The sequence below is a fragment of the Thalassobacterium maritimum genome, assembly GCF_031127805.1.
In the GTDB taxonomy this organism is placed as follows: Bacteria; Verrucomicrobiota; Verrucomicrobiia; order Opitutales; family Coraliomargaritaceae; genus Thalassobacterium; species Thalassobacterium maritimum.
Genome location: NZ_JARXHW010000003.1, coordinates 149,445 through 173,132 on the forward strand (window position 1 = coordinate 149,445; position 23,688 = coordinate 173,132).

At 50.7% G+C, this 23,688-nt stretch carries 14 protein-coding genes; 3 read left to right on the top strand and 11 right to left on the bottom strand.

Annotated elements, in window-relative coordinates:
- The first annotated feature begins 94 nt into the window (after nucleotides 1–94).
- On the top strand, nucleotides 95–1,906 hold the full coding sequence (locus tag QEH52_RS02535; RefSeq protein ID WP_308948418.1) for a sodium:solute symporter family protein: 1,812 nt from the start codon (nucleotides 95–97) through the stop codon (nucleotides 1,904–1,906).
- A gap of 129 nt (nucleotides 1,907–2,035) precedes the next feature.
- On the opposite strand, the gene QEH52_RS02540 is transcribed toward QEH52_RS02535, so the two are convergent.
- A complete protein-coding gene (locus tag QEH52_RS02540) occupies nucleotides 2,036–3,391 on the bottom strand; it encodes a sulfatase family protein (RefSeq protein WP_308948420.1) in 1,356 nt (451 codons plus the stop codon).
- A 47-nt stretch (nucleotides 3,392–3,438) separates the two neighbouring features.
- Nucleotides 3,439–7,059, bottom strand: coding sequence for a hypothetical protein (locus QEH52_RS02545; RefSeq protein ID WP_308948421.1), 3,621 nt, complete (start codon nucleotides 7,057–7,059; stop codon nucleotides 3,439–3,441).
- A gap of 205 nt (nucleotides 7,060–7,264) precedes the next feature.
- On the opposite strand from QEH52_RS02545, the gene QEH52_RS02550 reads away from it, so the two are divergent.
- Both QEH52_RS02550 and QEH52_RS02555 read left to right on the top strand, forming a co-directional pair.
- On the top strand, nucleotides 7,265–7,990 hold the full coding sequence (locus tag QEH52_RS02550) for a hypothetical protein (RefSeq protein ID WP_308948422.1): 726 nt from the start codon (nucleotides 7,265–7,267) through the stop codon (nucleotides 7,988–7,990).
- 145 nt (nucleotides 7,991–8,135) lie between these two features.
- Nucleotides 8,136–10,205 (top strand): hypothetical protein, encoded by a 2,070-nt coding sequence (locus tag QEH52_RS02555; RefSeq protein ID WP_308948424.1) that lies wholly within the window; start codon nucleotides 8,136–8,138, stop codon nucleotides 10,203–10,205.
- 248 nt (nucleotides 10,206–10,453) lie between these two features.
- Here QEH52_RS02555 and QEH52_RS02560 read toward each other — a convergent pair whose 3' ends face one another.
- The 9 genes from QEH52_RS02560 to QEH52_RS02600 all read right to left on the bottom strand — a co-directional run bounded on the left by QEH52_RS02560 (nucleotide 10,454) and on the right by QEH52_RS02600 (nucleotide 23,568).
- Nucleotides 10,454–12,571 carry a glycoside hydrolase family 36 protein gene (locus QEH52_RS02560; protein ID WP_308948425.1) on the bottom strand — a complete coding sequence of 706 codons (2,118 nt, stop codon included), beginning with the start codon at nucleotides 12,569–12,571 and terminating at the stop codon, nucleotides 10,454–10,456.
- A gap of 60 nt (nucleotides 12,572–12,631) precedes the next feature.
- A complete protein-coding gene (locus QEH52_RS02565) occupies nucleotides 12,632–14,281 on the bottom strand; it encodes a right-handed parallel beta-helix repeat-containing protein (RefSeq protein WP_308948426.1) in 1,650 nt (549 codons plus the stop codon).
- Nucleotides 14,282–14,289: 8 nt separating this feature from the next.
- A complete protein-coding gene (locus QEH52_RS02570) occupies nucleotides 14,290–15,735 on the bottom strand; it encodes a sulfatase family protein (protein ID WP_308948428.1) in 1,446 nt (481 codons plus the stop codon).
- Nucleotides 15,736–15,742: 7 nt separating this feature from the next.
- The gene (locus QEH52_RS02575; protein WP_308948429.1) at nucleotides 15,743–17,167 is read right to left on the bottom strand and encodes a sulfatase family protein; all 1,425 of its coding nucleotides are present in this window, start codon (nucleotides 17,165–17,167) and stop codon (nucleotides 15,743–15,745) included.
- Nucleotides 17,160–18,800: an alpha-1,3-galactosidase-related protein gene (locus tag QEH52_RS02580; RefSeq protein ID WP_308948430.1), complete on the bottom strand. Its 1,641-nt coding sequence runs from the start codon at nucleotides 18,798–18,800 to the stop codon at nucleotides 17,160–17,162. Before QEH52_RS02580 ends, QEH52_RS02575 begins: the two co-directional genes overlap by 8 nt.
- Nucleotides 18,793–20,253 (bottom strand): MFS transporter, encoded by a 1,461-nt coding sequence (locus QEH52_RS02585; RefSeq protein ID WP_308948431.1) that lies wholly within the window; start codon nucleotides 20,251–20,253, stop codon nucleotides 18,793–18,795. The genes QEH52_RS02580 and QEH52_RS02585 overlap by 8 nt, the downstream gene beginning before the upstream one ends.
- Nucleotides 20,254–20,393: 140 nt before the next feature.
- Nucleotides 20,394–21,458, bottom strand: a complete 1,065-nt coding sequence (locus tag QEH52_RS02590) for a LacI family DNA-binding transcriptional regulator (protein WP_308948434.1) — start codon at nucleotides 21,456–21,458, stop codon at nucleotides 20,394–20,396.
- Between the two features lie 477 nt (nucleotides 21,459–21,935).
- Nucleotides 21,936–22,691 carry a PEP-CTERM sorting domain-containing protein gene (locus QEH52_RS02595; RefSeq protein ID WP_308948436.1) on the bottom strand — a complete coding sequence of 252 codons (756 nt, stop codon included), beginning with the start codon at nucleotides 22,689–22,691 and terminating at the stop codon, nucleotides 21,936–21,938.
- A gap of 208 nt (nucleotides 22,692–22,899) precedes the next feature.
- Entirely contained in the window at nucleotides 22,900–23,568 is a 669-nt protein-coding gene (locus QEH52_RS02600; protein WP_308948438.1) for a PEP-CTERM sorting domain-containing protein, read from the bottom strand.
- Nucleotides 23,569–23,688: the final 120 nt, after the last annotated feature.

The window sequence follows — 23,688 nt, forward strand, 5'->3', positions numbered from 1 at the left end:
AATATTTTGGTGGTTTGTTCAAGCTCACCTCGGCCCATGCCCGCGGGACATCCCAGCGAGCATACCAAGTGTTAATCGACAACACCACTCATATATGCATCTAGCTGCTATCACGCTTTCCCCACTCGACTGGTCCTTCTTGATCGGGTTCCTCGTCATCGCCCTAGGCATTGGTGCTTACGTAGCCAAGAAATCAGGCTCGAGCTCCTCGGAGTTCTTTCTGTCCGGACGTCACATGCCTTGGTGGTTGCTTGGTTTTTCCATGGTGGCGACCACCTTCTCCACCGATACGCCGAACTTGGTAACTGACCTGATCCGTAAAAATGGCGTCGCCGGCAACTGGGCTTGGTGGGCCTTCTTGATTACGGGTGTCGTCACGGTTTTCTTCTATGCTAAGCTCTGGCGTCGAACAGGTGTCTTGACCGACTTGGAGCTCTACGAAAAACGTTATAGCGGACCTGCCGCCTCGTTCCTGCGCGGCTTCCGCGCGATCTATCTGGGTGTAATCGTCAACATTTTCATCATGGCTGCCGTCTCTCTGGCAGCGATCAAGATCGGCGAAACGATGCTCGGCTGGAATCAATACCAATCTGTCATCATCGCAATGGTGGTCACCGTGATCTTCTCATCCTTGGGTGGATTCAGAGGCGTGATCCTGACCGACTTCATTCTCTTCATCATTGCAATGGTGGGCTCCTTCGGCGCCGCGTATTTTGCGGTAACACATGAAGCCGTCGGCGGCTTGGCAAATCTCTTCGCGCACGAAAATGTCTCGGACAAACTATCACTATTTTTACCTGCAGGAGAAAGTGGCTTCGCTGCCTTTGCCGGCTTACTCATGGTGCCCTTACTCGTGCAATGGTGGAGCACTTGGTATCCGGGCTCCGAACCCGGCGGCGGTGGCTACATGGCGCAGCGCATGCTCGCGGCAAAGAACGAAAACCATGCCGTGGGCTCGGTGTTATTCTTCCAGATCGCTCACTATGCGATCCGTCCTTGGCCGTGGATTCTCGTGGCGCTCGCGTCGCTGGTCATCTACCCAACTGTTGGCGATATTCAAGCGGCCTTCCCTGAAGCCACCAACGTCGCCAACGATAGCGGTTACTCCGCCATGCTGGTATTTTTGCCGCACGGTTGGTTGGGCTTGGTGCTGACATCGCTCATCGCCGCATACATGTCGACCATCTCCACCCACCTCAACTGGGGCGCATCGTATGTGGTCAACGACTTCTGGAAAGTTTATGTCGAACCGGACGCCAGCGAGCGCAAACTGGTCTGGGTGGCGCGTCTGGCGACCGTCATCATGATGGTGCTGGCCGCAATCGTAGCCTTCAATTTGGACAGTGCCGCGAAAGCCTTTAACGTGCTGGTAGGGCTCGGCGCTGGAACCGGCAGTGTGCTAATGGCGCGTTGGTTTTGGTGGCGTGTCAATGCGTGGTCGGAAATCGTTGCCGTCATTGCGGCAGCCCTGGTTGCGATCTTCTTCAACTTTACCAGCATGGGCCTCGCGTGGTCGGAATCGTTGGGCACTTGGGGCATCGCAGTTCAGGTGGCCATCGTCACACTCGCTTGGGTGGGCGCCACACTAGCGACCGCACCGACCGATCTCGCCACTTTGAAAAGCTTCATCGAACTCGCCAATCCAGGGGGTCTCGGCTGGAAGCATGTGAAGAAAGAAATCGAGGACAAAGGCGAGACATTCAACATCACAGCGGAGCCGATCAATTTCCCGATCGCACTACTGGCAACACTCGCTGGCTGCTTCCTGGTCTATGGCCTTCTGTTTGCGACGGGCTATTTCCTCTACACCGACTACTTACTGTTTGGAGTCTGGCTCACTATCGCAATTGTATCGGGCCTCACCGTGAAATTCTGCTGGAGCAAACTGGTAAGCTCAAGTTCGTAGGAATAGAGTGCTCTTCGGCGAGTATCGGGAGATGATTCGTATCGAAAAATTAATTACCAGCGTCGTCGGTTGCCGAAGTCGACAACCGACGACGCTGGTAAACTGGCAGGACAAACAAACGCCTGCGCTCTATTCGTATTCCCACTTGTGCAGCCACGGATCATTGGTTTCAGCCTGAAACTTTTTGATTTTCGCGCAGAAGGACTCCACGAGCTCTTGGTATTCTGGCTGGTCGGCCAAATTGGTCAGCTCGCCCGGATCAGCCTCTAGATCGTAGAGTTCAAAACAAGGGCGGTGCAAATAATCGGCTACCCGACGCTCACCGAAGCAGCCGTCTTCAACTCCACGAAATGGCGACCAGGTGGCCGAATCCCATAGATCGCTGGCAAAGGAAAATGTGAGCGGGTGCGCCACGTTCCAGATGAATTTGTGCTTATGTGAACGCACCACACGCATCGGATAGTAGTTGGTGATTTCGTGAAAGGTATGCGATGCGTAGATCTCTCTGCGGGTCCAATCAGCTGGCCGATTCTCCAACAGCGCACGGAATGACTGACCAAACATGGGTTCGGATTTTTCGACGATTCCGGCATAATCCAAAATCGTCGGTGCGATGTCATACCAGGCGATCAAGCCATCTTGCTCAACACCACCTTGCTCTTGGGCTGGCGACTTTATGATACAGGGCAACTGCATCCCCGGATCATAGAGCGTCGTCTTACTGCCAGGAAAGGCTGCGCCATTGTCCGCGAGATACACAATCAGCGTATTATCATAGACCCCTTGCTCTTTGAGCACTTCCATTAAGCGCCCCACTCCACGGTCCAGTCGGCTGATGCTCTGATAATACTGCGCCAGTTCCGCTCGCGTGTGCTCGTTATCCGGTAACCACGACGGCACGATCACCTCCGCCTCGTCGTAGACTTGTTCCTCATCGCCCGGAAAGGATTCGTCTGGGTTGCCAAAATCATTGGGTTTTAGCGAATGCCCCGACTTGGAATTGCCCGTCCGGTGCGGATTGTAACTGCACCAGTAGAGGAAGAACGGTGAATCCTCGCCGACAAAGTCGGTGCAGGCCTCTGCCATGCGCACATCGTCTCTGAGATAAGTATGCTCACCGAGTTGCGTCTGGAAGGGGTAAACGGACTCTGGGGCGAAATGCTTTTTACCAATGCAGCCCGTTCGGTAGCCCGCCTCATTCAAGAGGCGCGGCAAAGTCACCACATCATCAAAACAGGCAAAGTGATGCTGTCCATGCGTGTGCCCATAAGTACCGTTGCTATGGTTATGATTCCCCGTCAGCATTGCAGAACGACTCGCCGCACACGAAGGTGTCGTACAGAAGGCTTGGTTAAATAGCACCCCTTCGGCAGCTAGGCGATCTAGATGAGGAGTCTGGATGACGGGATTGCCGTAGCAGCCTAAGGCTTCGCGGCCATGGTCATCGGAGACAATGAATACAATATTCGGAGGTATATTTTGCATAATAAAAAAACAGCAAGCTAAAGCAGTACCTACGCACTGATGCTCAATTAGACATCGTCGCGATCCAACCAACGGAAGGAGACGATCTTAAACTTCCGCGCCTGATAATTCGCGTCAGGCGTCCACTTGTCCGCGGCTGGCACGACGGCCTCTGTGGCGCGTTGGACAATGGCTTCGCACCATGCTTCAGTCTTGTTACCTGAAACGGGATCGATCGTCTCACCGTAGGCCCGAATCTTAAAGGTGTCGGACCTCACCGACATGTATGGTGCCAAGGCCTGAAACAGATCCCCTTGCGTCAAGTAATTGGGTGACGAAGCTGCCATATCAACCTTCAAACCTGTGTTTTGAAAACCGCCAGCATCGGGACCAACAAATGCACTACCATCCGTCTGCTGCCCCTCGTTAAACTGCACACCAGTTAACAAGGAGCCATTCAAATTGGCTTTTTCAATTGCCGTTTGCAAAATTCCATATTGCGACGAATCTGCCACCGACGACGAACTCGAAAGAATATCCGAATTTGTTGTGACTGCCAAATCGCGGTTGATAAATTCCGCCATACTCAGCGACGGCCTTGGCTCAGACCCACCGGATCGCTGACCGCGGTCGGCTGCGCGACGTTTAATTTCCGCGACAAGCTCTGTGGCCAAGGAGTCGATTTGCGCCTCTGTCAGTTTCATAAAGCGCGACCAGCTATCCGCATTCTTCCAATCGGTAGAACCTTTCAAAAGCCCTTCCCCTGCAGGCAGCGACGTTCTTAAAAATGCCGTTTCAGTCGTGCTCACGTTGGTATCCGCCACACTACCATTGCTTGCATTGACGTATTTAATCTCAGCCAAATCGCGCATGGAGCTCAAGAAAGCCTTCCATGCTTCAACTGAAGTAGAGTTCACATTAAACATGCCATCGACCTGAAGATAGGCGGCGTTCTTCTGGTAATCGGAGAGCACTGCGGCGCCCACGCTACCATCTTCCTCCGGAACGACTTCCATCCGGCTGTTGCTGAGTGTGGTATCTCCGCCGACAATGCGGCTCAGCACCCCCGAAACTGAATTAGAGCTGCTGTCGGGCGCGATGGAAGAGAAATAATAAGCATCTAAAAGAGCAGAATTCAGTGCATAGGAGAAATCGATCTGCCCGACTGTAGTGCTTACATACCGATCACTATCATAATAGGCAGCCGAATTTCCTACAGATGGGGACTGGAAGGAATTGCCGATCGCGAGTGACGGCATGCTGTCATTATAAGCCAAACTAGCATGTCGAAGTGCTCCTAGCGAATGTAAGGGGACCGTCGGAATCTCCAAAAATGAAACATACTCGGAGCCCCCTCCATCATGATAGGCTCCGTAGTAACCGTTGCCATCACCGCTCATATCCGGCAGTACATTCGACGGATTCGTGGCCGACGAAGCATCGGTGTAGTAATCAACAAAATGATAACTAGGCCCGATGAGGTGAAAGGCGCCCCCCGTCGTATACTGCGACGAACTCATCGCAGTAGGGCTCCCGAGTAGAAAGCTCGGGAAGGAACTAACAGAATCTGGATCAGTCAATCCATCATCAAAGCCGATATGCATAGACGGGAAGAATGCGGGCTTAACAAAGGTGTCTGATAGCAAGAAATAATGAGGCGTTCCGGTCAATATGTCAGCTTGCGCATAAGTAGGCGCTTTGTCTTCATCCTGCATGTCTCCGGGTGAAAAAGAAGCCATTGCGAGATTTCCATAGTCTCCGCCCTGGGCAACCAATTTATGAGTATCGAAAAAATCTATTTTACTCTGTATTTCGTTATCTAAATAGAGAGCAAAAGAGCCACTATTAAAAAACTCCAAATAGGGTTGGTAATCAACGCCAGTGGGAATCGGATCGGCTTGAAAGTGAGCAGGCAGCCCCAGCGCAATGCCCGCATTCAGTAGACCTGTGCCTGCACTCAACGGCTCTAAATCAATCTCTCGAGAGGACCACGGCAACACACCACTCCCACCAGCTGGTAAGAAAAAGATCGTTTGTCCAGGTAGGAAAGTGACATCGGCTCTCCCGCCTCCACCTTTCAGATTCAATTTGAGGCCCTGCCCACCATTAATACCCGAACCCACAATATCTTTCAATTGAGTCACAGGTTCACCGACATAACGACGTATTTCACAACGTCCTTGCAGGTGATTCCAGTCAACATGCGCATCGCTGATCTTGATACTTATATTGTAAGGATTGTGCAATCCTACAACTGGAAGCATGATAAACTCAACCTGATCGGAACCGACCGGCTCGATACTAAATGCCAGTAACACTCGACTGATGTAAGGCCGATACGATGCTTGAACAATACGCGGATACCTCGCGCCTGATGAACTGAACTGATCCGTCAATGGGTCGAGTGCATATATACCACGGACGGCTCCCATATACGGTGCGTTTTCGTCACCACTACTAGGATTTGGAGAGATCCCGACCGCATCTAAAAGCGGCGTCGAACTCACCGACTGCACCGATTTGTATTGGCGATAATAGTCGCGCAACAAATGCCAAGCGGGCCCGTAGAATTTATTCTCACCTGGAGTCCACGAACCAAAGCTTGGCTGATTAATCCAAAAAATCGGAGTCACATCCGGCCCACCATGTGCATTTTCTAAAGTTTCCGCATTCGTCTGAGTATAACTATCTAGCACATTATAAACGAGTTCATTGCGATTGCCCCCCTCTCCCGTCGTCTCGAAGTCACTGTCGTCCATCTCGAACAGCAAGGACAGATCGCGCTTGAAGCCTCCGTGCTTCACATCTGTCATCAAGCCCTTCGACCATACGGTCGTATCATGAAAGCGCTTGCTCACGTCAGTGTTCGAAGGACCGTTTTGAATCAATTCAATATGATCCGCATCAATGATCCTTTGAAGTTTCGGATCGTCGAGCTGTAAGGCGTCGTATGCCTCGATCGCGGTCGTCCCCATGCGCTGAGCCGAAGTCGTGCGAAAGCGTGCTTTTTCGAATGCACTTAAATAACTGTCAGAACTTGAATCGATTTCATAAGGGTCTATAATATTAACCTTGGCCTTCGCCCCTTCATCACCGACCCACCAAGCATAATTGCCGACCGTGTGGTTACCCAGCCCAGGCACTGATTTTTTTTCTGCAATAACACCATTCATCGTGTTGGGGTAATTCACATCTTGAGTCGTGCTACCTGCCCCGACGAGAACTGCATAGTCACTGGAGGAACTGGTGTATTGTGGCGCAGTATACACGATCGGCACCGCGTTCTCGACGAAGTCGGCTGCTTCAGTTTCCGTCTCATCGGCACGCGACACTAGCCATTCAAGAAACTGTCCATTCGAAGTCACGGGATTGCCGTCAGTATCACTCGCTGCATCCGGTAGATTTTGCCAGACCCCCAAGTAATGCTCCGTGCCAACGACAGGCTTTTCCCAGAGGGCCCCCGTTGCGGTCACGCGTTGATCGGGACCGACCGTTTGTTGTAATTTACCGATCGCTTCAAGCACACCCAAGTATGCATTCTGCCTAGCTGACACAACATTCTGACTCGTTTGCGACGTCGCAGACTCGACCCGAACTAAGGTCGTAATTGTGAGCATCAACACCAGCACGAACGCCATTAATCCAAGCGCAATAACTAGTGCGAAACCTTTCTTTGACTTATATTTCATATACTGGTTTAGGCTATAAAAGCAGCTTTAATAGTTGGCTGATAAAACAGGATATTGTGCAGCAGCATAATAAAAATACGCGCATCCGTTGCGAATTCGACCTCCAAGTGGACTCTATATAGCTTACGTAACTCTTAAGTCTTGCAATGCTATTTGACTAATCGGCTGCAGAAAAGGATAACAAGCATCAAGGAGGTAACACCCCATGCAACATAACATTTTACATCTACTCGCGCTAGGACTGATCACTTTCTTGGGCACCGCAGGCTTCACTCAAGCTCAAGAAAGCATTGTTTCGGTCGATTTCACCGCGTTGTCACCAGCGGCGAGGCTAAACGAAGTCTATTACGTCAGCGAAGGTAAGCTCCAGAAATTCAACATCCCCAGTAGAAAGCGTTCCCATCTACAACACTATGTAGGCCCTCCAACGCTGACATTTTTTCAGATCGCCAACGGGGATTTGGCCAACCCCAAAGCGCGAACCTTAGTAGGGAGGATTCAACTAGACCCAACGATGGATTTCCCGCTGCTCGTCTTTCTACCTCCCGTCGAAGATGATGCGATGGGCATTCTAGCAATGGAGGATTCTTATAAAGAATTCGGTGGACAATCGATGCGATTCCTAAATTTCACCGACAGCCCAATGGGTATCTTCCTCGGTGAAGAAGCCGACGAGCGCATACTATTAGCACCGCATGGGTATGATAATTTCACCTTTCCTAAAGGCTCCCCAAATCTCCGAACACGTATTGCCATCGCCGAAGAAGGGCGCGCGGAAAAAAGCCTAGATACACGCTTATTTTCGAATGAGGTCATGCGCTCGATCTATGTGATCGAACGTATCCGAAAGGACTCTTACGCAGTGCGCTTACACTGCATTACAGATACAGTCGATAGTGCGGCAAAGTGGCAAGACAAGCCCGACATTTAAACGTCTGATCGGGCAAATATCGCTGCTGCACTCAAAAATTCAGCGCGTGCGTGCGTTCACGCAGATAGCCCTGATGCAACCGCTCGCACCGTCACCATAATGCCAACCTCGGCCTCGAAGCCTTGAGCTGATTGTCCCGCTACACATGAATCACTGCCTGAAGTTCATCGCACGCACCCTCTTCATGGCCACGTATCTACCTGCAGTGTGGGCCCCAGTGAATGCAACCGACTTGTCGAAGAAAAGTGTATTTACCGATGGCTATCCACACTTAGTGGCTTTCCGAGGTGAAGGGATTCGTCCGATCCATCGAAACTATGAAGTGTGGAGCGAGGCGCTGGAAGGCTATGACGTCGTCATTCGTAAGTTTTGGAATGAAGAGTTGCAGATCGATCCTCGCAGCGTCGAATGGGCACAACGCCACATGGCAGCCCATCCAGAAATGCTCTTCCTCTGGCACTTGAACGCGGAATCGCGCGCCACTCACGAGCACTCTGCAGTGCAGGAGCGCTACTTCCCCGGCCATTGGGCGCTCTACACCGGCACTACGAGCAAGGAACCACTCACAAAGCAAACCGACTCGTTCGAAGTGAAGGATGCCAGACGCTTCGATATGAAAGGCTACATCGATCGCAGGTCCAATCAATGGCATTCGCAGGATCTGGTGATCGTCGAACGCCGCGCCAACGGCACTTTTAATTGGGCGAAATGTGAATACGCTCAATTACTTTCGGTCGACAACAGTTCCGGCCGAATCAGTGTGCGGCGCGGTGCCTATGGATCGACGCCACAAGAGTATGGCACGAGTGAAGTTTATATCGCACCCATCGTCGGCGTCGTCTGGGCAGGAAACGTCACCTGGTTCTACAATCATTCCACCACCTGCCCGCAGGATGCCAACGGGAAGACGGCTTCGGATCATTTTGTCGACGAGATCCTTGAGAAATTACATCCGCAAACAGGCGACCTGCGTGGCTTCGACGGCATTGCCTTTGACGTGACTTACTGGAACGCCCGCCGGAGGAACATGGACGTGAACGCCGATGGCATCGCCGACAACGGTGTGATCGAAGGAAAGAACCTCTGGCAAGCAGGCATGATCGACTGGACACGAAAACTGCGCCAACAAGTGGGTGACGAGTTCATCATCGTGGGCGATAGCGGCTTCGACAAGCATCAGCGCGCGGTCGGCCTTTACAACGGAATGGAGTCCGAAGGCTTCCCCTTCCACCACGATGCCTACCGCGGATTTTCCACGCCGATCAACCATTTCGCCTATTGGAAAGCCTTCGGCGATGTGCCTTACGTTTTCAACTTTGCCGCGCTTAAGATCGAGCTGGAACAAGATCGTCCCTTCGCGCAGCAATACGCCCGCTTCGCCTTGGGCACGCTCACTTGCTTGGAGGTTTTCGCGACGCACTTTTCTGACAAGAAAGGCAATCTCTTGGACGAATATATCGCCGGCAAACGCAAGACCCCCCATTGGCTTGGCAAAGCAACCAGCCCACTGCTGCGCTTAGATGAGATGCAACAAGACCTGTTGTATGACACAGGCGTGGAATGGAGTGATCTCTTGCTCTCGCGTCTCACAGTCGATAACGGTCGCTTACAAAAACGCGGCGGCTCTCTGCAGATCGAAGGCACAGATCAGGAATCGACCAGCCCCATTACAGTCACCATACCCAATATCCCACGTCCCCACGGCGACATTGTCGTATCCTTCGAGGCCAAGAGTCTAGCACCCCTCGCCCCGACACTTGCCGACACCCGCTTTCCGCGCAAGGTCTCCGTCCAAGTCGACGGCCTGCCCGAATACAAACAAGCGGTGCGCAACAACGCGTTTTTTAATCCACTGGAAGGAGTCTTCGGGCAAGCAGGCTTCCTGCAACAGAAGTTCTACTTCCGCGATCTGCACTTAGGCCAAGGTGATACGATTACGATCCATCTAAAATTCGAAAACCAAGGCCCGCTCGAAATTCGGAATCTACGAATCCACAACGGCGCACAACTCTTAGCACGCGAGTTCGAAAATGGAGTCATCCTCGTCAACCCGTCCTTCCATGAGCAGACCTTCGACTTAAAGCAGCTCTTCACCGATTATAGTGGACACTTCAAACGTATCGACGGCGTATCCAGCCACAACGACGGTCAGCAGATCCAGACCCCGTCACGGATGGTCGTCCCATCGATCGACGCAGTGTTTTTGGAAAAATAGAGGCACGCTCTGCGCGTCGAAATCGGTTCCCGATTCCGCTACATCATTCGTAGCGGAACGAGGAACTCGTTTCGTCCAGAGGTGCGCCCCCCAGCGGTTTCGAGCCGGCGCGAATCACGCCGCTAAGCTGACGCTCGAAATCGGTTCCCGATTCCGCTACATGATTCGTAGCTGAACCCCGCTACGCTCTTCGAGCTACGCAGGCCGCAGCAAGGAACTCGTTTCGTCCTGCTGCAAGTCACGCCGTCTTACGAACGCTTCAATCGAAACACACGGGCCATTCGCTTCTCTGGAAGCGTCACAGATAGCGTGGAAGTATTCTGCGCCCAACTCGCCGCAACTGGGCGCTCCTTTGGATACACGCATTCGACTTCAACAGAACCTGCTTCCAGTTCATCAAACGCGAGCGGCAATTCAACCGTCGCTTCTTCACCGTCAAAGCGCCAAATCGAAAGAAGAATCTCGCCCTCCCACATCAAGCCGAAGGCGCCCCAAGCACTGTCGTGTTGAACAAGCCCCAAGGGCCAAATCAATTGCGCCTGCGGGATGCGCTCGCGATAGCTTTTGTAGCATTCGACAGCTTCGCGGATCAGCTCTAAACGCACACCATCCATGGTCTGCATTTGCCCACTCAAATAAATGCGCCAGCTCATCGCGCTCACCATGTTCATGATCACTGACTCCTCGGTCGAATCCATTAACGGATACGCCCAAACACCTGCCTGTTCCGGACAAACCGATGCGCCGCTGTTGATCGAGATACGTGCATTCATCAAATAATTTTGATTATCCGTGGTCGAGGAAGTCGTATGCAAATCCATCAATCCATAAGTCAGGCGCATGCCACCTGAGCTACAGTTCTCGATAATTAAATTCGGATATTTGGCAAAGACGCCCTCCAACCAGGCTCGATAAGCACGTTGATGCCCAAGCAATCCGTCGCCGAAACTGTCGGCCTCCACTTCCGTGCCCGGACCAATCTCGATGTTATAGTCCATCTTAATGAAGCTGCATCCATACTGCTCCACCACGCGCTGCACCACTTGGTCAGCGTGCTCAACCACCTTTGGATGTCTAAAATCCAGCTGCAGCGAATCATGATCCAGCACCCGCTTCCCATGTCGCATAAAGAAACACTCGTCGGGCCACTCCGCAGCCAAACGGCAATTGATGCCCATCCGTTCAATTTCCAACCAAAGTCCAGGCTCCATGCCTTGGCTGCGAATATAATCAAGAGGCTCTTCGATGCCTCCAGGGAAACGTTCTTTGGATGGCAACCATTCGCCGACACCTGCCCACCAAGGACCATCGTCATACCAGCCCGCATCGATCACAAAGTATTCAGCGCCCGCCGCCTTGGCTTTATCGATCAAAGGCAAAAGCTTTTCGGTAGTCGGATCGCCCATCAGGCAATTCATGTAATCATTAAAGATTACGGGCAGCTTCACATTATCAAAATGCGGACGTCGAGAGACTCGACGGTAGTCGTTCATGTGATTAAACGCTTGGTCCGCGCCATCTGAGCAAGCGCCCACCGCAACGGGGATCGAAGTAAATGATTCGTTTGGCTGCAGTTGCTTCCACCATTGATTCTCACGCTCAGTCGGACCGCTCAGATGTAAGTATAACTGGCTGGCGATGTCGCCGACCTCCCAATGCCAAGAGGCGTGGCTTTCAATTTGCCAAAACAATGTATGGCCACACTGAGGCGCTTCAAAAATCCCCATCGGCAACAATTCCTTCGCTGCCCACGTTCCCGTGTTACTGGCGCCAATACTCTTCATTGAAAAGCCCTGCTCGCTCATCGGCGTCAATCCTAAGTCAGCTAGCGAATGGCGACGCCACTGAAATTCAGACTTCCATGAATTATGCGGCATGTTCAAATACGTATCCGTCATCACATCCGCGCCTTGCTCCTTCGAAATACCGGCCAGCGCAAACGAGGTCACATATTCGAGGCCCACTGAATCGTTGCTCGTATTGGTCACTTCTGTCCAGCAGCGAGCGATCGGAATACCGTCGAAAAATTGTAGATGGCTCACGATGTGCAACAAGTCGGACGCCTGCTCAATCTCCAGTTTTCGCCCCGTATCGTTACGGTAATCACGATGCGTTTCATAGCGCGGAATACCGCCGCCGCAATTAGAGCCCGTGTGCTTACCACCATGGTGGTCATGCTGATTTTCACCCGAGCAATGCACTTCAACCAAGGTGTATCTGCGGCGTAAACGCTCCTCCTCCGAAACCGTTGAGCTGTCAAAAGGCAGTGATGAAAAGTGCAACAAACGAGCCGCACCATCGGCCCCTTTTTCTAGAACCACCTGCAAGCCGTTTTCAACGATGTCTAAAATTAAATTCGATTCCATATAAATATCTGATTGGGGAGATCGCCCCTTTTTTAAATAGCAACAGTCGCGACGATGCCTCTAGCGACGCTGAATATTTTCGGTCCGTTCAAACAGGATAGGATCACGATCGTTAGAATCTCCCTCCAAGTGTTTAAACTCATTCCCTTGGAAAACACCGCCATCGAGATCACTCACGATCGCGGCAATATCTCCCGAATATTCCACTGTATTGTCTTCAAAGACTAAACCACTACGGCAGCCGCCGATCAGGATCTGCGCCGCCCGATGCTGGCCAAAATGCGCGCCGAACTTCCCGTTGCGAATGATATTATCACGGACCACTAGGTTCTGATAATACGCGGCCTCGAGCCAGTTGCTGATGTTTGGCGAGAGCTTCAAGGACTCCAAACCGGTGTCTTCGATCAAGTTGCCCGAAATCACGCCGTCACTCGCCTTGGTCAAAATTCCACGCGAGCGATTGTGGCCAATCACATTGTTAATCACGCGAAAGCCGCGTCCCACTCGGTTGGTCGCGCAGATGACCGAAATATCATCGATCGCAACCGCTTTGTCCAAAGTCACCGTCCACGCCGTGCGAACATTCCCGGGCAGGATCAGAGTAAATTTCGACTTCGCCGCATCGATCTTGTCTTGTGGGTAATCAGGCTTACGCGCGACGGACAGTGCAGTCGCCACCGCAATCAACTCACCATTACGCGCCACGACTTCAACCGGATCACCGGGGCGAATGTTGAGCGCATGCTTGGCCAGCACCGTCAACGCCGAGCCTTCGCCCTCGGCGACGATGTGATAATCGCCGCGGATGTTTACACCATCATCGCCCATGTAGCCCGCATAGCATTCTTCGATGGTCGGACCAACTTCTGCGTTGATACTGTGATAGGCATCCCAGTTACTGGAACGCATTCTAGGATAGCCGACCGTCGGGTCGTCTTTCTTACGATCTACCCGGCAACGGTAATATTGTGTGTTACTAGATTCGTCGCCTAAAAAGCTGAAGCAGTTCGAAGCGTAGACAGTGACATTCTCAAAGCGCATATCACGGCACTTACTGGACACGACTGCATGCGGCGCAAAACGACCGCCATCCATACGCTCGCGCTTGGTTTTAACTAACAAGATATCGCCGACTTCGACGAAGTCATCCACGCCGTCCATGTGTTTTTTGCGGTGGATACGCACGGTGCGACCGCCGAGCTTCTCGATACGCTTAATATCATGAAAGGTGCGAAAGCCTGGTTTCAACTCATGGGTATCTGCGCCATAAACTTCCGCACTTTTGGTGGAAAGGTCGTCGATCGGATAGCCCTCGAACACTTCCATTTGAAAATACTCTGGGGTATACTCAGTGATACGGCCCTGTGCATACAGCTTCGGATCATAATCAATGCTCACATTCTTAATGGTCAGGCGCTCGCAGTTAGCGAAATCGAGTGCGCGTGTGCGCTCGGTGCACACCAGTTCAGAACCTTGAAAATCAATTTCGACGTCCTTCACGCCATTCAATTCCAGGTGCGAGAAATTGACCGGAGTTAAACGATAGACGCCTTTAGGAACTTTGATGCGGGTCTCCCCATTCTCAATCGCTTGCGTGATCCAGGCTTGCAGGTCTGGGATCGAGGCAGCACTCGTCGAGCGTTCGATTGTATTTGCCCGACAGGAGCAAAAAAGCGTGATCAATAGGAACTGTATAAAATATTGTTTCATGACTCTGATTAATTCGTTTTCAGCCAACTATCGTCCGCGCCAATACCGATCAAGCCAGTCTTCAGTTGACGCTGAAGCGACTCAAGCAGAGGACTAAACTCCGGGTTCGCGGCCAAGTTGTCCATTTCCAGCGCATCGTGTGAGAGCTGGAACATTTGGATGGGAGCCAAGTCAGGACGTTGCTCTGCTGGCTCTTGATACATCGAAAGCTTCCAACCATCTGGACGAATAACACTCGCCCACAGGACGACTTCTGGCAGCACCGGATTCTGACGGTCGGGCTTATTGTATTCGATTTGAATGAATTCATTGCGAATTTGCGCCTGCTCACCCGTTAGCAGTGGAAGCATCGAACGACCCATGCCGCCTTCGATCTCTGGAAACTCCACATCGCCCAAATCGGCACAGGTATAGAATATATCCGCAAGACTCACCAGTGCATCATTCTCAGTCCCAGGCTTTGCCAGTTTGGGGTAGCGAATGTAAAACGGCACCTTCGCTGATTCTTCCCATGCATGTCGTTTCCAAGCGAAACCGTGCTCGCCATACATCAAGCCATTATCGCTGGTAAAAATGATCAGAGTGTTATCGAGTTGGCCACTTTGCTCCAGGGCCTCAAACAGAACGCCCATGCCGTCATCAATATCAGTGATCATCTCACAGTATTGCTCATACATTTCGGTGACGATCGGCAGCTTCTTTTTATTCCTAAAGTAACCTTTTGTCATCTCTAGGTTGGGCCGATCTGGAATGCCATATCCGCGATACTTGCCACGATTCCGTTCAGTCATATTCAACGGAGTGTGTGGTGAGAACGGGCTCAGAAACACACAAAACGGCTCATCGGATTCGCCGACAAAGCGTGCAGCTTCGGCAAACAGAATATCCGTTTGATGCCCTTCAAGCACAATGCGCTCACCATCGACCGAATACTGCTGATCCTGATACAAGTAAGTATTCCACCATTCTTCGTGCGACATGCCAGGAGTCCTTTTAGCGGGATCAGGCCCTAGATTGACAAACCAACGATTCCATGCCTGACGCGCCTGATTACGGAATTGGTCGCCTTCATAATATTTACCAATCAAAGCGGTATTGTAACCAGCATCCTTAAAGTGCTGTGGCAAATAACTATTGAAGCTGTCTGGATAGTAAAAATTATCCCGGCGCATATGAACTGTTGAGTATTGCCCCGTAAAGATGGAGGCACGCGAGGGACCACAGACCGGGCTGGTCGCATAGCAATTATTGAAGCGCACGCCTTCGGTGGTAAATCGATCCAGATTCGGAGTGACCATGTAAGGGTGCCCCTCACTCTGCAGCATTCCCATGCGTAAGTCATCGGTCATGATGACGAGTATATTAGGCCGCGTCGCAGAGCCTTCATCCGAGGCGGCGGCCACGCTTCCAGCGACCGCCAGACCAAGCACACATAAAGTTTTCCAGGTTTTCATAATCATCTTAGTCATACTCCCATTTCAAAACCCAAGGGTCTTTTGTCTCTTTTTGAAATTCTTTCAATTGCGCCGAGTAAGCTTTCACCATTTCGGAATATTCAGGATGTGAGGCCAAATTCACCACTTCATCAGGATCGTTTTCCACATCATACAGTTCGAACTGTGGACGCTGCAAGTAGTCAGCGACCTTGCGTGCGCCAAAATACTCCGAATTATCACGACGAACCGCCTGCCATGAGGCGGAATCCCATAAGTCCGAGGCGAAGGGATACGGGATCTGATACGCCACATTCCATATAAATTTATACTTCTTGGTGCGAATCACACGCATGGGATAGTAATTGGTAATCTCATGAAAGGTATGCGAAGCAAAGATCTCACTACGTCCCTCATAGTCGGCGCTTCGTTCCAATAAGGGCAGAAAAGACTCACCCTGGAACTCAGCGTCAGCAGGCGTCGCACCAGCAAAGTCCAGTAGCGTCGGCGTGATATCGACCCAGCTAACCAACTCGTCCACCACCTCGCCGCCGCTGGCAGATTCGGGCATTTTCACGATAAAAGGTAAGCGCATACCGGCATCATACAGCGTCGTCTTAGAACCAGGAAACGCCGCGCCATTGTCCGCCATATAAATGATCAAGGTGCTATCATATTTCCCCTCCTCTTTCAGAACGTCGATCAAACGCCCAATGCCGCGATCCAGACGCGCAATGGATTGATAATACTGTGCCAGCTCGGCTCGCACTTCCGGCGTGTCGCTCAAGAAGGAAGGCACGATCACCTCATCCTCGGAGAACGTCTGCTCGGTATCGCCCGCAAACGCGTTGTCAGGGTTTCCGAAGGTGTTTGGACGATGAGGATGCGTATTCACCGTGCGCTCATCGCGGTGCGGATTAAAGGAACACCAATAAAGAAAAAACGGCCCTTCTTCAGCGATAAACTCGCGGCACGACTCTGAGGCGGCCACATCATCACGGTCAAACTCACGTTGATCCACGCCAAAATCGAATGGATAAACCGATTCCGGCGCATAGTGTTTTTTGCCAACCCGCCCCGTGCGGTAGCCAGCCTCTGACAACATTGCTGGCAAGCTTCGCACAGTATCATAACTTGAAAAATGATGATAGGAATGGGTATGCCCAAAGGTTCCATTAGCATGATTATGCAAGCCCGTCAAGATGGTGGAACGACTCGCAGCACACGATGCCGAGGTGCAAAATGCATTCGTAAAGCGTAAACCACTCTCCGCGAGGCGATCCAAATTCGGCGTCTGCACAACAGGATTGCCATAGCTACCAAGCGCCTCACGGCCATGGTCGTCAGACATCATAATCACTACATTATAGCGCGGCGCTTCAACGACTTCTGCAAATGAACAGCTGGCCAGCACCAATGAGCAGACCGCGGGAAACAATATACGCTTAATCATCGGATACAACCTCCACTCCTTCGACACGTCCAAGACCAACATGCGGGCCCACATTTAAAGAGGCAGACACCTCCGACTGGATCTCATTACTATAAAAATCTAAAACTCCCAGATTATCGACCGCCAGCAAATTAGTGTGTACTAATTCGAACTGATTCTCTCGAACTATCACTTTCTGATGGTAAGGCTCACTTTTGCCATCAGGAAAGCTATGCGCAGTCACTTCGATCACTGGCCGACCTGTCGCATAGCCGCAACGCTCAAAGGTGCAGCCCGAAACCTCGATATATTGAGAGGGGCCAGACTCGTGCCATTTACCATCCACTGCACCACTGACACGCACGGCTTGCCACGGAGTACGAAAATGCGAATCGATAATCCGGCACGCCCCATAGGCATTGAACAATACACCGCGCGAACGATTATCGCGCATTGTGCAATTTTTAATGAGCACATTAAAATCATACTCTGCTCGCATCACGAGCAATTGCTCCAAGTCCAATTCATCTGGCAGCCAATCGAAAGTCACTTCTATGATTTCACAATTAAGCATCTCTGCCTTCACAATATTCGCTTCGAATAAAGGGTTTAAGGTGCGCGCACAAAAAAATCCTGCGGTATCTCCCGTCTTCAGATTTTGCACGCCCCACTGCTGATGATGCATAATTCTCAATCGCAGTGTATTCGTCAGCGGCGCGGGCTCTGGCCGCAGAAAAGCACCATGAATATTAACCGCATCATCCATCTGCCCTTCCATCACACAGTCCTCGATGCTCACGTGCCCCAAGCAATCGACAAAGTGAAATGCATCCACAAAAACTGAAAACACGCGCCCCGAATCAGGCCGGCAGAGGACACGGACCTGCCTCAAATGAACATCACGGCAGGTTTGTGCGATCACTCCCATGCCGCCCGAATGATAAATATCAATCGCCTCCAACGTAGTTGAATCCGTATCAATCAAAACGATACTCGGCGACCAACGCTGCTCGTGCTTGATAACGACCAAATTACCAACAGTAAATGTATTGTCAGGATTGTAAGCACTAAACAAACGCACAAGCCCCGTGCCAAGCGACTCGGCTCGGCTACCGTCACGGAAGCCAAAATTATCACGTGCTCCCGCAGCGGGTGCCCGCGTTTGAGCATCAAACTCCAAAAGATTATCGATCTTTTTTGAATAGAAATGATCGCCAGTAAAAACCAAGTGCTCCGCCTCTACCTCGACTGGAAAATTCGTATCAAAACTCAGATCCAGGTAGCCCTCTCCCACGGCAACAATCTCGGCCTGACTCAGAAAGGGACGGTCCCAGTCAATCTTCAGATTTCGAATCGTAATATTCTTACAGTCTTTCAGGTAAAACGGGATCACACGACCGTGAAAAATCAACTCCGCCCCATTCCCTTCGACAATAATATTTTCTAATCCTTCCAGATCGAAAAGCATGCGCTTCATACCAGAATCGTGATTCGATATATTACAGTATTTCTCTGCCAAATAGTCAGGCACGATGTGATGTACCCCTGCAGGCAGCTCAATTAACTGAGTCTCTCCCGCACGACAGGCACGGACAGCTTCAGCCATCTGCTCTGAAAAACTTAAAGTCACTTCTTTGATCGATTCTTTAATCATTAGTCTTCTCCTTATTCTCTTCCTCTTCTTCTGCGTTCACACGAGCTTTGAGCTCTGCTTGGATTTCGCGCACACGACTTTCTTTCAGCGGATAGACCAGCAATAAAAGAAAAGCCAAAGAGATCGAAACCACAGGTATTAAAGTAAAAAATAGTCGCATGTAGAAAATCGCTTGCGGCGACTGATCCGTGCCTAGGTCGACATTAAAGCCTGACCAGGTTAATACATAGCCAGACACTACCAGAGCCAGCGAGACCCCGAGTTTAAACACCCAGCTATACACCGCACTATACATGCCCTCACGGCGCTCCCCGGTCTTTAACTCATCAAGATCCACAATATCTGGAATCATGGCATTAATTAACGTCCACGTCGCAGCGAGGCCGCCCGACATCACAATCCCAGGAATGATGCTCAACCACGGATTATCCGGCGTAAAACAGACCCACTTCAAGCCTGATCCAATGATCGCTAAAACCATCGCCACCAGTAGCGTCTCCCGCTTCCCCAACTGGCTAGAAACCTTCGCTAACACAGGCACAAAGAGCATAGTGCACACTTGCGAACTAATACCTCCGACAGCCATCAAGGTGCCAAGCGACTCACCCTTCACGCCACCAAAAATATGATAGACAGTTACATAATATCCTAGATGCCCGACTAGCATGAGTCCAATTAGCATCAACACCGTGATGCCAATCAGGATTTGAAAAGGCAGCTCACGAATCGTTTCCATAAAGCTCTTAACCAAAGAAACCTTCGCCACCCGCTTGCCCTTCTTTTGCCGGTCCAAGACGCTCTGATGTTCACGCGCAAATAGCGCTGGAACAATCCCCGCAGAAAAAATCAACACCGCTGCAATGATCCCAGCGTAGCGCATGCCATGCGCCATATCGTCAAAGCGATCGAGCGAGATAAACCAATAGATACCCGAGATCAAAAAAGCACCAACCTGGCTAATTACAGTCCGATAGGCCACCACCGCAGTGCGCTCATTATAATCAGGACTCATCTCCATTCCCAAGGCCATGTAGGGCACTGAAAAAACCGTAAATGCGAGAAAGAAGACTAACGAGGTGCAAAGGAACCACAAAAAGTAGCCCATTTCAGATAGCCCTGCAGGAAACAGCCAAATAGCCGCAAAGGTGATCGCACTTAGCATCGCCCCTAAAGCAATCCAAGGCCGCCGCCGCCCCCAACGTGAACGCGTGTTATCCGTAATGTTCCCCATCATTGGGTCCGTGACCGCATCCCAGAGGCGCGACCCGCCCAAGACCCAACTAACTAAGCGCGGATCCACGCCCATGCAGTCGTTAAATATCGGATTGGCAAACTGGTTCACACCACGAACCATCACTACATACGACATCATGCCGCTGCCGTAAGCCATCTTCTGTAAAAAACCAATCTTTTCAGAGCTAGATTTTGTGCCAGTAATCGGAGGGGAATCCATACAAAGTTAAAAGTAATAAGAGAGAAAAAGCAAAACTGCGTAAGTCCTGCTAAGTATCTACCTATCCCCCCAACTCAGGCAATTGTTTGTAAAAGTAGAGAAAGTTTACGTAACTCTAAGGCTATCTCTGCAACACAAACTCACTGCATTAATGCCATATTATATAAACTACGATCACTTACAGCAGGCCCCACACGCCGCGTCGTCGCCCCTTCAATCCAGAGCCCCTCACAAACAAGTTTAACTGGACTATCGGGCACGCCCTTTGTGCGCGTATTCATTAAACCTACCATCGCATTGATCGCGGTTTCACCTAAAAAGTGGGCTTTTTGGTCAATACCTGAAAATTCCAGCTCAACGTCAGGAACCTCTAAACGGTCGAGTAAAGCAAAGCCAAGCTCTTCGGGACATTTAAAGCCTGCCTTTTGAAGTAAAGTAAAATCTGCCGGCAAACCAATCACTGCATCAATTTGATTGGTCTCAACCCAAGCTTTATATGCCTGAGACTCATCCTCCTCACCATGCAAAAAGAACGGGATCTCGTGCCCCTCGAGGCAATTTTTCAACCACAGCAAATACGCTCCGGTCCAACGGTGCCGATTGCGCGCCTCCGTCAAACGAGACAAAGACAATCCAATTCGTTTATAGCCTAGAGACTCCAAACGATAGAGCACTTCAAACATAGAAGTAAAATGGTTATGTCGCACCGAAGTCATACGCGGCGAATCCAACAACTCATCTACAGCGACCACGCTAAAGTGCTTCCAATCCATATCAATACAGCGTTGCCCCTCTAACAGTAAATTTTCCCCCGTGGGCGCAATTAAAACTCCATTAATTCCTCTCGCAAATAGCATTTTCGACATGTCAGTCCTAGGTTGTAGTGCCCAAAAAGGCTCTAGCTCAAAGCCCAGTGCATTGGCACGTGCCCGAGCCCCTTCAAAACAACCGACGATATGTGAGAAACGCTTCCAACCATGCTCTGAATCATGCGTTGTTAAAAATGCAAGACGCTCACCGTCTGCAGACCTTGTTTTGGCCACCGCCGCCATAGCCATAGAAACATTAGGGTCGGGCACATAGCCTAATTCTTCCGCAATTTGCTGAATCCGTTCACGATTCTTATTAGAAACACCTGCCACCCCGCGCAAGGCCTTTGAGACTGTCATACGCGACACGCCCGCCTGCTCTGCGATGGCCCTCATGGAAACTTTACCTGCTTTCTTCATTAGGTGATTGGCTGGACTGATGAATCAAAATCGAACTAGCGATTTAGCGAAAATTAGTGAAACAGTAAGTTGATATCAGATACTGCGAACATCAAGCGCGGACCTCAAATAAACACGAGCTAAGGCTGCCTAATCCGCACAACTTTTTAGCAGTAATTAACCGATACCGTCGCCGACACACGCCAGCTCCCAAACAAACAAGCCCGATCGAGCAAATCTGACTCTATGCGCAGTCGATCCCATCGTATTTAATCACTAAATGTGGACCGGATTCACATGGATCAAAATACATTCTACAGCCAAAGAGTTTACGTAAGACGAGTCGCTCGGCACTCCATCAGGATCACATGACAAATGGGCCTGAAATTCATCCATTTAAACAACAGCAAAAAAACGGGCACAGCCAATTTGGCTGTGCCCGTAAAGAACTTACTCTTGTGCGATGAAAGATACCTATGCGCGGCGGCGGACAAAGGCAAAGCTAGCTCCTACAAGACCTAGAAGCAGTGCCGCAGAGGAAGGCTCTGGAATTGTAGTCAGGCGCACCTCACCAAGACCCACGCGATTACCAATATAGTTGTCCGTCAGTGTAAGCGTAAAGGACTGAACACCACTGTAAGTCGAAGCGAAAGTAATTTGATCAGGAGCCTCAACGGTTGCAGAACTTGCGCGCTCACCAATCGCCCCCGCCGTAATTGTATCACCGACTTGCGTAGTTGCGCCAGCATCGCTATAGAAGGTCAGGTCAAAAGCGCTGGCTTGGCTCCCCTCATTATTATGTGTATAGTTCCAAATAATGATTGAATCGATATTATCAAAGGAACCGTCGAGAACGAAGGTAAATGTCGGAGGAGTCCCTGGTGTCTCACTAGCACCGCTGCCCTCACCTGTGAAATAATTATACGTGCCAGTCCCAACAGGGGGAGAGACATAGCTGTTAGCAACGTTATCCAAAGACTCGACCGTATTCAATGCGACCGAGGTAAGCGTCCCTGTAGCCAATGTCGTCGAAGAGCCTGCACCGCCATCAGTCGTCAAGCTACTGCCGCCACCACTTTGAGCGCCACTGAGAAGATAATTTGCACTGGAACCCGCACTGGCAGCAACATCGACGGACACTGAGAATGGGTTGATGATCGTCGAAGCTGCATGCACAGCAGTCAGAGAAACGGTTAAAGCTAAGGCGGATAGTGTGGTTTTCTTTTTCATGTTTTTTTTTGGCGAATTAGTTCGGTGTTAATTGACTAAACTCAGCATCAAATGCTGCAGTCAGAAGGCAATGTAGCCCCGCTCAATCGACAGTCAAAAAACATATCCCGCACGAAAAAGTTACGTAACCCTTGATCAGAAACGGAGACTCGCTCACCCCGACTTCAATCGTAACTAGATAACGACTAGCGACTCCGCAAAGCCATTCCTAGCGCCGGCAACGGCGAAAGAGAACACCGCTCACACAAGCAATCCCAAGCAGCAGCGAAGCAGAGGCTGGCTCAGGAACAGCAGTCAGGCGAAGGTCGTAACCGCCGATATTCATACTTCCAACCGTAGGCGCCATTGAAACCCACGGTGAAAGAGGAATCGCTTGATTGGCTTCATTATCTGCAGTGCCCAACACAGTCAGCATACCTCCAGCATGTCCGACAGAGGCTTCTTCACCGGTAATGAGTGCTTCGATGAATGCATTAGTAAAACCAGCAAAGGCCACAGTGCCCCCAGTAAAACTGGAAGTGATTGTACCCAGCGTAGCTGTAAGGACCTCACCGACTTCTGTATTTGAACCACCCACAAAAGCATCCCCCCAAGTCTTATACCCAACAGTGGATGCACTCCCACCAGATGTGCCGCTTAAATCGACAGAAAAGTTGATCGTCTCGGACGCGGTGCCACCGATCGAAGTAAAATCAAGATTCGTCAGCGTATAAGTCTGAGTCGCAGTCGTGCTTGTGCCGCCAGATAAGTCGCCAAGAGAACTGGAATTCTCAGATGCGGTCTTAAAGTCAGTGATATGGATATTGATATCAATCGCTGAGACAGAGCCCACAACAGCAGCAAAAGTAAAAGCACAAACTAGAGTTACATTTTTCATATTCTTAGAATTGGTTAGTATTGATAATGATGACGACGAGACAGGACGCATACATAGCGACCCCAGAAACACCCCCCTAATTATGGTGTTAAATAGCGAGAAATGGTCGATTTCTTTCTA

Bases quoted from the DNA above. Each gene is read 5' to 3' on its own strand.
- QEH52_RS02535 (WP_308948418.1), top strand. From the start codon at position 95: ATGCATCTAGCTGCTATCACGCTTTCCCCACTCGACTGGTCCTTCTTG.
- QEH52_RS02540 (WP_308948420.1), bottom strand. From the start codon at position 3,391: ATGCAAAATATACCTCCGAATATTGTATTCATTGTCTCCGATGACCAT.
- QEH52_RS02545 (WP_308948421.1), bottom strand. From the start codon at position 7,059: ATGAAATATAAGTCAAAGAAAGGTTTCGCACTAGTTATTGCGCTTGGA.
- QEH52_RS02550 (WP_308948422.1), top strand. From the start codon at position 7,265: ATGCAACATAACATTTTACATCTACTCGCGCTAGGACTGATCACTTTC.
- QEH52_RS02555 (WP_308948424.1), top strand. From the start codon at position 8,136: ATGAATCACTGCCTGAAGTTCATCGCACGCACCCTCTTCATGGCCACG.
- QEH52_RS02560 (WP_308948425.1), bottom strand. From the start codon at position 12,571: ATGGAATCGAATTTAATTTTAGACATCGTTGAAAACGGCTTGCAGGTG.
- QEH52_RS02565 (WP_308948426.1), bottom strand. From the start codon at position 14,281: ATGAAACAATATTTTATACAGTTCCTATTGATCACGCTTTTTTGCTCC.
- QEH52_RS02570 (WP_308948428.1), bottom strand. From the start codon at position 15,735: ATGAAAACCTGGAAAACTTTATGTGTGCTTGGTCTGGCGGTCGCTGGA.
- QEH52_RS02575 (WP_308948429.1), bottom strand. From the start codon at position 17,167: ATGATTAAGCGTATATTGTTTCCCGCGGTCTGCTCATTGGTGCTGGCC.
- QEH52_RS02580 (WP_308948430.1), bottom strand. From the start codon at position 18,800: ATGATTAAAGAATCGATCAAAGAAGTGACTTTAAGTTTTTCAGAGCAG.
- QEH52_RS02585 (WP_308948431.1), bottom strand. From the start codon at position 20,253: ATGGATTCCCCTCCGATTACTGGCACAAAATCTAGCTCTGAAAAGATT.
- QEH52_RS02590 (WP_308948434.1), bottom strand. From the start codon at position 21,458: ATGAGGGCCATCGCAGAGCAGGCGGGCGTGTCGCGTATGACAGTCTCA.
- QEH52_RS02595 (WP_308948436.1), bottom strand. From the start codon at position 22,691: ATGAAAAAGAAAACCACACTATCCGCCTTAGCTTTAACCGTTTCTCTG.
- QEH52_RS02600 (WP_308948438.1), bottom strand. From the start codon at position 23,568: ATGAAAAATGTAACTCTAGTTTGTGCTTTTACTTTTGCTGCTGTTGTG.